This is a genomic window from Pantoea sp. CTOTU46764 (assembly GCF_031974595.1).
GTDB lineage: Bacteria > Pseudomonadota > Gammaproteobacteria > Enterobacterales > Enterobacteriaceae > Pantoea > Pantoea trifolii.
Map to the genome: position 1 here is coordinate 28,222 of NZ_DALYOQ010000035.1, position 13,934 is coordinate 42,155.

General features: G+C 54.7%; 12 protein-coding genes. 2 read left to right on the forward strand and 10 right to left on the reverse strand.

The genetic code is table 11. The annotated features are described in order from the left end of the window. Positions 1-32: 32 nt before the first annotated feature. From treY to RTM06_RS13180, 6 genes are all read right to left on the reverse strand, one after another. On the reverse strand, positions 33-2,519 hold the full coding sequence (gene treY, locus RTM06_RS13155) for a malto-oligosyltrehalose synthase (RefSeq protein WP_312182697.1): 2,487 nt from the start codon (positions 2,517-2,519) through the stop codon (positions 33-35). Then, positions 2,516-4,300, reverse strand: a complete 1,785-nt coding sequence (treZ, locus tag RTM06_RS13160; RefSeq protein WP_312182698.1) for a malto-oligosyltrehalose trehalohydrolase — start codon at positions 4,298-4,300, stop codon at positions 2,516-2,518. Before treZ ends, treY begins: the two co-directional genes overlap by 4 nt. 314 nt (positions 4,301-4,614) lie before the next feature. After that, positions 4,615-5,418 (reverse strand): hypothetical protein, encoded by an 804-nt coding sequence (locus tag RTM06_RS13165; protein WP_312182699.1) that lies wholly within the window; start codon positions 5,416-5,418, stop codon positions 4,615-4,617. Between the two features lie 125 nt (positions 5,419-5,543). Then, on the reverse strand, positions 5,544-6,983 hold the full coding sequence (proP, locus tag RTM06_RS13170) for a glycine betaine/L-proline transporter ProP (protein ID WP_312182700.1): 1,440 nt from the start codon (positions 6,981-6,983) through the stop codon (positions 5,544-5,546). 216 nt (positions 6,984-7,199) lie between these two features. Beyond that, positions 7,200-8,090, reverse strand: a complete 891-nt coding sequence (locus RTM06_RS13175) for an oxidoreductase (protein ID WP_312182701.1) — start codon at positions 8,088-8,090, stop codon at positions 7,200-7,202. A 58-nt stretch (positions 8,091-8,148) separates the two neighbouring features. Beyond that, a complete protein-coding gene (locus tag RTM06_RS13180; RefSeq protein WP_409455802.1) occupies positions 8,149-8,913 on the reverse strand; it encodes a DeoR/GlpR family DNA-binding transcription regulator in 765 nt (254 codons plus the stop codon). Positions 8,914-9,027: 114 nt separating this feature from the next. On the opposite strand from RTM06_RS13180, the gene RTM06_RS13185 reads away from it, so the two are divergent. Then, complete coding sequence (locus RTM06_RS13185; RefSeq protein WP_312182704.1) at positions 9,028-9,387, forward strand: NUDIX hydrolase; 360 nt, start codon at positions 9,028-9,030, stop codon at positions 9,385-9,387. 38 nt (positions 9,388-9,425) lie between these two features. Here RTM06_RS13185 and RTM06_RS13190 read toward each other — a convergent pair whose 3' ends face one another. Continuing rightward, complete coding sequence (locus tag RTM06_RS13190; RefSeq protein WP_312182706.1) at positions 9,426-10,172, reverse strand: SDR family oxidoreductase; 747 nt, start codon at positions 10,170-10,172, stop codon at positions 9,426-9,428. A 147-nt stretch (positions 10,173-10,319) separates the two neighbouring features. On the opposite strand from RTM06_RS13190, the gene RTM06_RS13195 reads away from it, so the two are divergent. Next, entirely contained in the window at positions 10,320-11,231 is a 912-nt protein-coding gene (locus RTM06_RS13195) for a LysR family transcriptional regulator (protein ID WP_312182708.1), read from the forward strand. A gap of 30 nt (positions 11,232-11,261) precedes the next feature. Here the strand turns inward: RTM06_RS13195 and RTM06_RS13200 are convergent, their stop codons facing one another. The 3 genes from RTM06_RS13200 to RTM06_RS13210 all read right to left on the reverse strand — a co-directional run bounded on the left by RTM06_RS13200 (position 11,262) and on the right by RTM06_RS13210 (position 13,791). After that, the gene (locus tag RTM06_RS13200; RefSeq protein ID WP_265302871.1) at positions 11,262-12,158 is read right to left on the reverse strand and encodes an SDR family oxidoreductase; all 897 of its coding nucleotides are present in this window, start codon (positions 12,156-12,158) and stop codon (positions 11,262-11,264) included. Between the two features lie 250 nt (positions 12,159-12,408). Next, positions 12,409-12,561 carry a general stress protein gene (locus RTM06_RS13205; RefSeq protein ID WP_101761338.1) on the reverse strand — a complete coding sequence of 51 codons (153 nt, stop codon included), beginning with the start codon at positions 12,559-12,561 and terminating at the stop codon, positions 12,409-12,411. A 117-nt stretch (positions 12,562-12,678) separates the two neighbouring features. After that, positions 12,679-13,791: an ABC transporter substrate-binding protein gene (locus RTM06_RS13210; RefSeq protein ID WP_312182713.1), complete on the reverse strand. Its 1,113-nt coding sequence runs from the start codon at positions 13,789-13,791 to the stop codon at positions 12,679-12,681. Between the last annotated feature and the right edge of the window lie 143 nt (positions 13,792-13,934).

Genomic DNA, 13,934 nt, shown 5'->3' on the forward strand with positions numbered 1-13,934 from the left:
TAATTCTCCTCACAGATTAATCGGGTAATGCATCAGCTGCTTAGCAGCACCAACGGCGCACTCGAGGCCGCCTCATCCAGCGCGATGTAATCGCCAATCGCCACGCTTGCACCTGTCCATAAGTTGCGATAGTGGCGATGGGCGAGTGATTCGGTCAGAACCACTTCGGTTTGCGTCCACTGCGCGTTATCGAAACTCAGGCGCGGCAAGATCACCAGCAACGCGTGGTCGCTGTCCTGACGCGCAAAAGCGATGACTTTCTCCTGATGTTCGCCGCTAACCTGCAGCGGCTGATAATCACCCACGCGGAACAGCTGCGGATAATCGCGGCGCAGATGCAGAAGGCGGGCAATGACCTGTTGTTTCAGTTTGCCGCTCAGCCAGTTTTGCGCATCGTTGAAATCGGGAGATTCAGACTCTGCAAGCTGCTGCTCCAGCAGATCAAAGTCCGGCGTGCGGCGGTTGTCGGGATCGACCAGGCTGAAATCCAGCGCTTCGCTGCCCTGATAGATATCCGGCACGCCCGGCGCGGTGAGTTTGATCACCGTTTGCGTCAGGCTGTTGATCAGTCCGGCCTGAATAAACGGCTGCAACGCGTGGCTGAAGTCGCTGAGAAACTGCTGATTGGCCGGTGAAAGCAGATGGCGTGCGTAATCCAGCACCGCCTTTTCGTAGGCTTCATTGCTCTCTGCCCAATCGGTGCGCAGCTTGGCTTCGCGTAACGCTTTCTCGACAAAGGGAATAAAGCGTTCTTCAAGTTGGCTGGCATCCTGCGGCTTCAAGGTGGTCGGCCACACGCCGGCTAACGCCTGATACAGCATCCATTCCACCGCCGGTTCCGGTGCGGCGCCATCTTCCAGCTCCACCACCTGCGCCTGATTAATCTGCCGCCAGCGCGTCACGTGTTCCGCCCACAACGCAGGCGCTTCGCTCAGTGTGTACAGCCGCGCACGCGCATCTTCGCCACGCTTGGTGTCGTGGGTTGAAGTGGAAGAGATGCCATCGGGTTGCTGCTGCAGCCGTGTTTGCATCTCGCTGTGGAAATGCGCCAGCGAGAAGGCATGCGGCAGCGGCTCTGCGCCCACTTCATTGATGGCTAACGCGACGTGATTGCGGAAGAACAGCGTGTCTTCAACCGACTTCGCCATCAGCGGTCCGGTCAGTTGCTGGAAGCGTACGCGGAATTCATGCGCATCTTTTTCGCTCTCTTCGGAAACCGCGCCCAGCAGCATCGCCTGCAGCAAACTCAGCACCGTCGGCGACGCGCTGTTTTTCACCCTTTCCAGCACCTGTTGCAGCAGCTCTTCGCCTTCCAGCGGCATGCCATCCTGCTGGCCATAGGTGCGATACACCGGGAAGGCGATGAGGATTTCCCGCAGCGCGACGTGCAGTTCCGCTTCACCGAGGTTGCGATGTTCGGAAACGGCAATCTGCGTCGCCAGCTTGAGTAAACGCGCAAATTCACCGGCGAAATTGCGATCGACCATCAATTCGCGCGCCACGCGCAGTCCACCCTCAACGTCGTTGGGTTGTCCGGTGGTGGCTTCATAGGCCAGATGCAGGGTATCGATCTGCGAATCATCGACCAGCGCGTGCGACAGCGCAGCAATAAATTCGTAGCCGGTGGTGCCAGAAATCGGCCAGTCGGCAGGAATCTGTTCCCCTTCGGCGAGGATCTTTTCCACCGTGATATAGCAATCCGGGCCGGTGGCCTGGCGCAGCTGACGCAAATAGCCTTGCGGATCGGCAAGGCCATCTACGTGATCGACGCGCAGGCCGCTGACCGCGCCCGAGCGCACCAGCTCGAGAATCAGCTGATGGGAATCGGCAAACACCGCTTCATCCTCAACGCGCACGCCGACTAAACCGGTGATCTCAAAGAAACGGCGATAAGAGAGCTCGCTGCGTGCATCGCGCCAGCTCATCAAGCGCCACGGCTGCTGCTCATGCAGCTCGGCAATCGCTTTAGCATCGGTGATCGCCAGCACCTCGTCGGCGCGATCCTGCCAGCTGGCGGGCGTCAGCGGGTAAAAGCTGTCGTAGTACGCCAGCGCGGGATGGCCAGTTTGCGGATGTGCTTTAATGCTCAGCTCACCGTTTTCCAGCACGTTCTCGAAGCTGTCGCCGAGAAACGGCAGCGTCAGGCGGCGCGTCCAGTCGATATCAAAATGATTGGCATAGCGGCTGCTCTCGCCATACTCGATCACATCACGCCACCAGGCATTCTCCAGCGAGGCCGCCATATGGTTCGGCACGATGTCGAGAATCAAGCCAATCTCCGCGTCCTGCAACGCCTCAACCAGACGATTAAAGCCGTCGCGGCCGCCAATCGCCGGTTCGATCTCATTGGCATCGATGACGTCGTAACCGTGGGTGGATTCGGCGGTGGCGCTAAATATCGGCGACGCGTAAAGATGGCTGATGCCAAGGCGTTGCAGATAGGGCACCAGCGCCGCGGCGCGATCAAACGTCATGCCGTTGCGAAACTGAATGCGATACGTCGCGGTTGGAATACTCATTTTGTTGCTCCCTGATCCAAACGCACCACGATGGCGTTTTGTGATAATGCTTCAGTTTCTTGCGGCCAGGCGAAAATCGTGCGGCCTGGCATGGTGGGTAAAGGTTGCGTCTGCTTGCCGATATTCAACGCCAGCGACAGCTCGCCCTGCGGAAAACGCCAGCTGACGGCAACAAAGCCTTCCGCCGTGGCGAGCACCTTGCCACTGTTGCCGCCCGCATCCGCCAGCAGCGGCACGATATGTTGCTGACGCAGCGCCAGCAACTCGCGCGTTAACGCCAGCCAGCTCTGACCCGCCGGCGTTTGCAGCGTATTCCAGTCAAGTTTCGAGCGGATGAAGGTCTGCTCCGCATTAGGATCCGGCACTTCTTGGTCATGCCCGGCGTGACCGGTGAACTCCTTCGCGCGGCCTTCACGTACTGCTTTGGCCAAATCGCCATGGAAATCGGTGAAGAACAGGAAGGGATTGGTTTCGCCATACTCTTCGCCCATAAACAGCAGCGGAATGTGCGGCGATAGCAGCAGCGTCGCCAGCAGCACTTTGGTACGATCGCTGCCCGCCAGGCTGATCAAACGATCGCCCTGCGCGCGGTTACCGACCTGATCATGATTCTGGATGAAATCGACGAATGCCACTGGCGGCTGGCTGGCGCTCGGTACGCCGCGCCGCTGTCCACTCTGCGGCGACAGTTCACCCTGATAAGCAAAGCCTTCGGTCAGCACGCGCGCCACGCGTTTCTCTGGCACGTCGGCGAAATCTTCGTAATAAGCGTGGGTTTCACCGGTGGCGAATACGTGCACCGCATTGTGGAAATCATCGTTCCACTCGCCAGTAAACAGCGGCGCGTTGCCCTGTTTATCACGCGGATGCAGGAAGATGACGTTGCGGCAATCTTCAGTGGTGAGATGGATAGGGCGCTCGGGAATGGCCTGACGGATGCGTTCGGCTATCTCAATCAGCGCATGCTTGCTGGAGCTATCTTCAATCTGATCGATGGCATCAAAACGCAGGCCATCCAGATTAAACTCCTGCAGCCAGTAGAGCGGCGCTTCGACGATGTAGCGACGCACCGCATCGACATCATAAGCAATGCCTGCGCCCCACGGCGTCATGCGCTCCTGGTGGAAAAACTCCGGCGCCAGTAGCGGCAGATAGTTGCCTTCCGGGCCAAAGTGGTTGAGCACGATATCCAGCACCACCGACAAACCGTGCGCGTGGGCGGCATCGATAAAGGCTTTGAAATCATCCGGCGATCCGTAAGCCGCATGCGGAGCGTAGAGCAACACGCCGTCGTAGCCCCAACCGCGATTGCCGCCGAACTGCGACACCGGCAGCACTTCCAGTTGCGTGATGCCTAACTCAGCCAGCCGAGGCAATTTGGCTATCGCCGCCTGGAATGTGCCTTCGGGCGTGAAGGTACCGATGTGCATTTCATACACCACCGTTTCATGCCACGGACGACCTTGCCATGCGGTGTGCTGCCAGCGATAGCTTTGCGGATCGACTACCAGTGAAGGGCCGTTGACGTCCGCCTTTTGCGCACGTGCGGCGGGATCGGGCACTACCGTGCCATCGTCCAGCACAAAGTTATACTCTGCGCCGGGCGCTACGCCGCTGACTTGCAGCGCAAACCAACCGTCACCTGCTTCGAGCATGGCTGCGTCGTTATCGGCAAGTCTTAAGGTGATGCGCTGTTGCCCAGGTGCCCAAACACGAAAACGGACGCTGTCATCAGCAAGAATTTCAGCGCCCCAGGATTTTTCAAATGATCTGAATTCCATTCAATTGCCTCGTTTAGCCCACGCAGGGGCAATGGACGACATCAAGCGATTCGCTACTGGCTGAAAACGATAAATAATTTGGGATGAAAGTTAGGTCGGACAACAAATCATAGTCGATATTTTGGCGTTTTCTGGCGTGAGGCAGTGGATTTCAAGCGGGTTTCGGAAATTATCTGTTTGAACGCTGATGTGTCACGCTTCGGTTATCCAGATGGTTGAGCGTATGAATGACTGTTAGGGCTAAATGGCACCCGATTGCGGCGCGTCGTTTTGCACATTAAGCCGCGCCGTAATGGTATGTAAGTTCTAAAAAATCATCCGTAGAATCGATTTTTAGCATTATTTTTGAGCAGCGTTTTAATCAATAATCTGACTTTGTCTGTCGCTTGGGAGGTGGCTTGTAACTGCCGTTCAAAATCGCTGATATCGACGACCTCACCCGTATTTGCAAATGTGTAATGATCGTGATGACAATTATCATTGTTTTTGGTCATTTCTTCTGTCCAGGAATGAACGCATTCGCCAGACCAAAAAATCTCATCTTTGAGTTTTGTCGCCGGGTTGCCGCCCCAACAGCTGTTTGAGGGGATGGTTTTACCCGCCACGAGGCTCATCGCACCCACAATACTGCCCGAGTGAATAACCGAACCTTTCAAAATCATGGCGTTTTGACCGAGCCAGACATGGTCACCAATATAGATACTTTTGGAATGATTAATTCTGACGTGATCTTCTTGATTAAAGACTAAATGTGGATCGGCGTTACGCATCCATATACCGAGCGAAATACAACAATCATGTCCTATAAAAATGTGCTTCTCTTCGGAAAGAATGAGTGTCAATTTATCATTGATATAGTTATTTCTTCCCAGATAACAGATGGAGTTCGAGTGAATAATGATCGTCACCGGATAGGGGAAATGGCTTGAGCTTAAATACACTATCGAGTTATTCGCATTAAATTCAATGCTTGAATTATACAACTTAACGCCGGGTTCGCAGATGAAGACATTTCCTGAGCCAGAGAAAACGATTTTACTGTTGATCATTTCAGGGAGTTCACCGAGGAACATATTTCCCTCGAGCGTCGAAAGTGCTTCTTTTTCCGTAATAACCATCGATGATTAAGCCTAATCAAGCATTGTGAGATACCTGAAAAGCGGCGATCAAAGTTCGAAACTTAAGGTGGCACATAAAAAATGCCAGTCAGCGTTAACTGACTGGCATATCGGTTGCTGAGCCGTTAGGCCGATTTATGCTTAACCTTGCGTTTACGCAGCTTATCGATCAAACGATGCGCTTCTGCTTCTGTCGCCACCGCAGGCGATGAACCTTTCAGCGGTTTACGCGCCGTTTCACTCAAGGTTAATACCGTTAGCAAACCAATAATCCCGGCACCGATCATGTAATACGCCGGCATCAGATTATTGTGCGTGGTATCCACCAGCCATGCGGTGATCAGCGGCGTGGTGCCACCAAACAGCGAAACCGATAAGTTGAAACCAATCGCCAGCGCGCTGTAGCGAATATCGGTAACAAACAGCGCCGGTAACGTTGCCGGCATGGTGCCGCTGAAGCAGGTATGTAACAAGCCCAGAATCGCCAATCCGGCAAATACCAGCAGCATGTTGCCAGAGCCAATCAGCATGTAGCTCGGGATCGCCAGCACAATTAAACCCAGCGCACCCAAACCAATCACCGGGCGGCGGCCAATGCGGTCGGTTAAATGTCCCCACATCAACGTCAGCGGCATCATGATAAACATAATCACCATCACCAACATCAGGCCGGATAATTCACTCATTCCCAGCACACCGGTTAAATAGCTCGGCATGTAGGCAGTCAACATATAGTTGGAGACGTTGAACAGCAGCACCAGACCGATACATTTCAGCAGCGGTTTACGCTGATCGCGCAGCATCTGCCACACGCTCAGGCGCGGTTTGTTGTGCTCCATCTCTTCGCGTTTATCCATGTGATCTTTAAACGCAGGCGTCTCTTCCAGCTTTAAGCGGATATACAAACCGAACAGACCCAACGGCGCAGCGAGGAAGAACGGCACACGCCAGCCCCAATCCATCATGGTTTGATGCGGTAAGAAGGCGATCATCGCGGTGACCAGGCTGGCGCCCAGCAAATAGCCGCCCAGCGTCCCGAACTCAAGGAAACTGCCCATAAAGCCGCGCCGCTTATCGGTGGAGTATTCCGCGATAAAGGTGGCAGCACCGCCATATTCACCGCCGGTAGAGAAACCCTGCAATAAGCGCGCGAGCAGCAGCAGAATTGGCGCGGCGATACCAATGCTGGCGTAGCTCGGAATCAGACCGATACAGAAGGTACCGATCGACATCATGATCATGGTTAACGCCAACACCTTCTGACGGCCAATGCGATCGCCGAGCGGGCCAAACACCATGCCGCCAATCGGACGCACTAAAAATGCCGCAGCAAAGGTACCGAACGAAGCGATCAACTGCGCGGCAGCGCTGGCATCGGCAAAGAACACCTGACCAATGATCACGGCGAGATAGCTGTAGACGCCGAAATCAAACCACTCCATCGCGTTACCCAACGCTGCGGCACTGACCGCGCGTTTGAGTAATTTGTTGTCGATGACGGTGATGTCATCAACGGTTAAACCACTGGATGTGGCTGAAGTATGTGTATCATTTCCTGTGCTCATATATTCCCCAGGTTAGAAAATGGTGCGATCTCATAGCTTTCGCAGCCGTAATTTCTTCAATGGAAAAGAAAGCTATAAGAGGCAGAAGAAGCGCAAACCCTAGTAAAGATTTCTATATCCCGCAAGTTGGCGGGATAAAACACTACTTCATCTGCAGAAATTAATGATTTTAGGCTGGTGGTCGCCCAAAAGGCGACCTGGAGAGTGTGGGGTAATTCAGCCTGGACCTTCACTACCGGCTGCCAGCAGCGGCACAATCACATCGCTGATCGGTGTGGGAATGCCGCGCGCCCGACCATAACGCTGCACCACGCCGTTACGGATATCCCACTCCAGCGGACGATCGGCCTGGCGGTCGGCCAGGATCGAGGTGCCTAAATCGCTCGGTGCGCGGTGGAAACGTTCGACAATCTCTTGCGGCACCTCATCTTTTAACGCGGCACCTTCGGCGCGCGCCACCGTCAGGCACTCCTGTAAATAGGCCAGCGCCAGCGCGGTTATATCTTCGCGCTGGAACATGCCCGCACGACGAATCGACAGCACCATCAAACCGGCAACTGCGTTTTGCAGCAGCTTGCGCCAGGCGATGGTAAGAAAATCGGCAGAGAGATCGACTGCGCAGCGCGTGTCTTTTAAGGCCGTAACCACACGTTCAGCCTGCGGGGTTTCTGGCAGCGTCAGGCGCGGCTTTTCGCGCAGCCAAACCGAAGCATCCGGTTCGCGCTGGGCCGGGAACCATACCACCGACGGCAGCACGGTCGCGCCATTGACGTAGGGCGCGAGTTGGCTTTTCTGCTCAACGCCATTCTGCAGCGCACACACCACGGTATTTTCATTACACAGCGCTGCCAGCCACGGCGCGGTGTCCTCAACCTGAGTGGTTTTTACCGCCACAAACACCAGATCGAACGGCTGCGCGATCTCGGCGGGATTGGTGAGCACCGGGCCGGGAACGATAATGTTTCCGCTGTCGTGACGCAGTTCCAGCTGCGGATGTGCGGTACGCCCGCAAATCGTTGGCGTGCGTCCAACTTCATGCAGCGCCGCCGCGATAGTGGTGCCAATCGCGCCCGGTCCAATAAGGGCAATGGTGGGATTCTCAGACATCTTTAAGCTCCTGATTATCAAGTGGCAGATCGTCTCTTCAGCAGCGAAGCATAGCCGGTTACAGCACGGTTATGTGCTTTTTCCGCAGCAGTTGGCACATTTCGTCATCGGGTTGAGTATCAACAATCAACGTACTCGCCAGAGACAGCTCGCCGATGGCAAACGCCGAGGCGGAATTCAGTTTCTCATTCGATACCATCACCACGGTTTCAGCCGCGCGTGCGGAAAGCGCGCGTTTCACACTGGCTTCTTCGTAATTGCCGGTGGTTAATCCTGCGGTTTTGTGTACGCCGGTCACGCCCATGAAGAACAGATCGGCATTAATCCGCGCAATCGCTTCCAGCACCGCCGCACCCACCGCAACCACAGAATGGCGATACAGCAAGCCGCCAATCATGATCACTTCAACCAGCGGATAATCCACCAGCGCCACGGCAATGCTTGGACTGTGCGTCACCACGGTAAAGGCAAGATCCGACGGCAGCAGCTTCACCATCTCGGCGGTGGTGGTACCGCCATCAATAATCACCACTTGTCCGGGCTGGATCAGCTCTACCGCTTTCTGCGCGATAAGACGCTTGGAGCTGATCTGCACGCTTTTGCGTGTTTCAAATGGTGCGATAGCCGCAGAAACCGGCAGCGCCCCGCCATGCACCCGTTGCAGTAAACCTTCGGCGGCTAGCTCACGCAGATCGCGGCGAATCGAGTCCTCCGATACCGCAAAACGCTGGCTCAGCTCGCTCGACATCACTTGTTTTTCCTCGAACAGAATGGCGAGGATTTGCTGTTTACGTTGACTGGAGAGCATTATTTTCTCATTCATGTTTTTGCTTGTATCTGCACGATTATGCATGCTAGCGTAGATTTTGTCATCAAACGTCGGGCGAAACGCGCAAAAAAACGCTTGCCCTAAACATCGAATCTCTGGAGAAGCCCAATGTTAATCCTTATCGCAGGACCAGTACGCAGCGGCACCAACGGCAATGAAGTGTTAATTCATGAAAATATTAAGAAATTAGATCAGATTGCTCTGCAGGTCTACCAACGCGGACATATGCCGGTGATTGGTGAATGGCTGGCGTTGCCACTGGCAAGCGCGGCCGGTTCGCAGAAGATTGGCGATGAAATCAGTGAATCATTTCTCTATCCGGTAGCGCATCGCTTGATTCACTGTTGCGATGCGATCCTGCGCATTCCAGGTGCTTCACAGGGTGCGGATAACGATGTGCGGATTGGCAGGGAAAGGGGGATCGCCATCTTTACCCAGTTGGATGAGATTCCGGTGGTTGAGGCGTAGAAAAGGCGTGGTCGCCATTTATGGCGACCTGATACGCGTTACACCTGCGCCATACCGCCATCAACAAACAATTCTGCGGCGTTGATAAAGCTGGACGCATCGGACGCCAAAAACGCCACCACTTTACCAATCTCGCCGGGTTCGCCAAGACGACCTAACGGCACCTGAGCCGCGAGTGCATCAAACAATCCTTGCTGCTGATCTTCAGGCACCAAACCACCTAAACCTGGCGTGCGCACCGGGCCGGGGCTGACCACGTTGACGCGAATACCGCGATCTTTCACATCCAGCGCCCACGAGCGGGCAAAGTTGCGTACTGCGGCTTTACTGGCGCTATACACGCTGAATCCGGCGGTGCCCTGAACCGATGTGGTGGAAGCGGTCAGGATTACCGAGGCGTTGTCGCTCAGCAGCGGCAGCGCTTTCTGCACGGTGAACAGCACGCCGCGCACGTTGGTACCAAAGATACGGTCGAAATGCTCTTCGGTGATGGCGCCGAGCGGCAGCATGTCGCCGCCACCGGCGTTGGCGAACAGGATATCGAGGCGGCCGGCTTGTTTAGCGATTTCCGCATAGACGTTGTCGAGGTCGCTCAGCACCGAAGCATCAGCGCGAATACCGCTGGCGCTAGAACCGATGCTGGCAACTGCCGCATCAAGTTCCGCTTGACGACGACCGGTGATAAACACGCGTGCGCCTTGTGCCGCCAACTCCTGCGCGGATGCCAGACCAATGCCGGTTGTGCCGCCGGTTACCAATGCGATTTTACCGTTAAGTGCGTTCATGTTTGCTTCTCCAGTGTGTGATGAGGTTTTGCTGACTGCGATGCAGTGCATGAGAAGCAATCTAACGTCACGGCCTTAGCTGATAAATGGTGTAAAATCGAAATGACTATTCCTGTGTGTGGATAATGTAATGCAGCGGAAAACAGTATGGATCAGTTAATGGCGATCAAGGCGTTTGCGCGCGTGGTCGAAGCGGGCAACTTTACGCGTGCGGCGGATTCACTCGACATGCCGAACGCTACGCTGAGCAAACTGGTGCAGGAACTGGAAGCGCATCTCGGCATTCGCTTGCTGCAACGCACCACGCGGCGCGTGACGGTGACGCCGGAAGGGCGCGATTACTATGAAAAAGCACTGCGCATCGTGCGGGATTTGGAAGATATCGATCACTCGTTCAATGCGGAAAGCGCCAAACCTGGCGGCTATCTGCGCATCGATATTGGCGGATCAACCGCGCGTGATGTGTTGATTCCGGCGCTGCCTGATTTCATCGCCCGCTATCCGGACATCCGTATCGATCTTGGCGTTGCGGACCGCGCGGTGGATTTGATCAGCGGTAATGTCGATTGCGTGATTCGCGGCGGTCCGCTCAGCGATTCGTCGCTAGTGGCGCGACATCTCGGGGATGCGGAGATGATTACCTGCGCCGCGCCGGGCTATATGAAAACCTACGGCGTGCCAGCTTATCCGCAGGAGCTGAAAAATGGTCATCGCATGGTGAGTTATCTGTCGCCGCAAAGCGGCAGGGCGTTCCCGTTTCGTTTTACGCAAGGCGGCGAGCAGCTGGAGATTAAGAGCGAGCATCGGATCGGCGTTAACGAAAGTAACGCACATCTGGCGGCAGCGGTTGCGGGATTAGGGATTATTCAGACTTTCCGCTACGCAGCGGCGGCCGATTTACAGACGGGAAAATTGGTCGAGATTCTTGCGGCGTGGCGTCCGGCGAATTATCCGTTTCATGTGGTGTATCCGCAGAACCGCCATCTGACGCAGCGGTTGCGGGTGTTTATTGAGTGGCTGAGGGACGTGTTTCCAGAGCGATTGAACGGGACAATGTAGGGTCACCATTCATGGCGACCCCACGGATAATTACAGCGTGCCGGTGCCGCCGTCGGAGCACCAAACCTGGCCGGAAGTGAAGCTGTTTTTCACATCCGCAAAGGTGACGTAGAGCGGGGCAATTTCAGCCGGTTGTCCCGGACGGCCCAGTGGGGCGGATGCACCAAATTTCTCCACTTTCTCTTGCGGCTGTCCGCCACTTACCTGCAGCGCGGTCCAGTATGGACCAGGCGCAACGGCATTAACGCGAATCTGCTCTTTACCCAGCTGTTTTGCCAACGCTTTGGTGAAGGCGACAATCGAGGCTTTGGTCTGCGCATAATCCAGCAATATCGCACTAGGATCATAAGCCTGCACTGAAGAGGTATTGATGATGGAGGAGCCCGCTGGCAGATATTTCAGCGCCGCTTTGGTAATCCAGAACATTGCATAGACGTTGGTTTTGAAGGTGGCGTCAAAGTCTTCAGTGGAAAGCGTGCGGATCGATTCGTTGAACTGCTGACGTCCGGCGTTGTTCACCAGAATATCCAATCCGCCCAACTGGTCAGCGGCCTGATCGACCAGCTTCTGGCAGAACGCTTCTGAACGAATGTCGCCCGGAATCGCCACCGCTTTGCGGCCTTCGGCTTCAATCAGTTTCACCACTTCTGCCGCATCGGCTTCTTCTTCCGGCAGGAAGTTAATGGCCACATCGGCACCTTCACGGGCATAAGCAATGGCCACGGCGCGACCAATACCGGAATCGCCGCCGGTGATAAGCGCTTTACGGCCGGTCAATCTGCCGGTACCACGATAGCTGGTTTCACCATGATCGGGACGGGGATCCATTTTGCTCGCCAAACCCGGCATCGGTTGCGTCTGCTTTTTAAAAGGCGGAACCGGATACGCTTCAGTAATTAAGGTTTTTTTGGTGGCTTGCGTTGTCATATATATCTCCTTGTCGCATGAAGTGAATAAATTAAGCCTGGCATAAATGTGATGTTTGTCACGTTAAAAAGTGAGCAATCAGATTTATTAAGACGAAACGGCAAGGTCAGGGTGCTATTAATGGAAGGCAGTTACGTAAGGTTATTAACGGTATTTATTTCAGAAGGATAATACTGAATGGGATAATTCTGAGGGCGTCCGTGCCCAGGCGGGTTTCCAGGGTGTTATGTACTATTTAAAACGTGGTTGGCTACTTCTTGCCGCCTTTCTTACCAGCTTCTGATGCTTTAGCGGGATCGTCTTTGAAACTCCCTCCGCTTTTTTCTCCGCCTTTTTTACCGGCTTCTGATGCTTTCTTTTTATCGTCAGCAAAATTGCCAGAACCGCCTCTATGCTCAGCCATAAAACATCCTCTCGTGAGTTGTTGTTGCATGGCGGAAATAACTGCTTCAACGCCATGCCCGTGCTGCAAATTTAAGATTAGCGAGCTTCAGATTAATCACAAGCGGAGCGGAAGTGATTATTTATCGTTCACCGGCGGGATGTTAATAAAATAAGTACCGATATAGGGAATCGGTAAGAAATCATGGAAAATCTGCTTTAAGGTCTTTTCAGGTTCTACGTCCGCAAATAGCTGCGGATAGAGTGACTTAGCCATAAATTCTGTCGCCGCGATGTGCCACGGGCTGAGGTAAAAGTTCATCCAGATCACCGCCGAGTGACCATTTTTCAATGCAGATAATTCACGTAAACCCTTTTGCTGCGCCGTCAGCTGTTTAAAACTGCTGATCACGGTTTCTGGCGCCACGTCTGGCCCTAATTTCAGCAAACCCTGCGAGGCATTATCGCCAAAACCGGTGGCAAAGTAGTACTGCGGTCGTGCGGCAATCACGCTTTCTTCACTCAGGCGACCAAACACGCCGTGCTGCGTTTTATTGGCGATGTTGTCGCCGCCCGCCGCGTTAAGTAATTCGCCGAGGCTGCCGTTAATTGCCGTCACGCAGCACTCGTTACGGCGTCCGAGATGCAGTTGCAGCAGCACCGAAGGCTTTGCACCCTGATACGTGGCTAAGCGTTCACGAATCACCTGCATATGCCGATCGTAAAATTGATTGAACGCCTGCGCGCGCGCTTGCTGATTCAGCACTTCACCAAAAATTTCCACGCTGCGGCGGGTGTTTTTCAGCAGATGCACACGCAAATCGATCTTCACCACCGGGATCTGTGCCGCCTTCAGCATGGTGACCAAACGTAAGTCGGCATCATCGTAGCGCGCCAGGCTCGGTAAAATCACCACGTCCGGCTTCAGTGCCAGAATCTGCTCGGGATTGATGGCGTTGGGCCCGCCGGAACCGAGCGACGGGATTTTCAGCATCTGCGGAAACTGGCGGGCAAAACTGTTCCAGGTTTGGCTGTCGTACTTTTTCAGATCCTGCGGCCACGCCACAATATGCTGAAACGGATCGCCCGGTTCGAGCAACGCCAGCGTATACAGCATGCGGCTTTCGCCCAGCACGATACGCTGTGGACGATCGGGGATCTCAACGCGAGTGCCGTCAATATCGGTGATGGTTTTCGCCCACGCCGCGCTACTTATTAGAACCAGGAAACCAGCCAAAATCCTGGCGAGCAAGGAAGGCGCACGTCGAGCGCCTGGGGTAAATATCGAATCAGAATTCAACGCTGGCCTCGAGCATCAGGTTGCGGGTTTCTCCTTCACGCACGCGCAGATTGCCGCCGCTGGAGGTGTAATAGTGCTTATTAAACAGGTTGTTC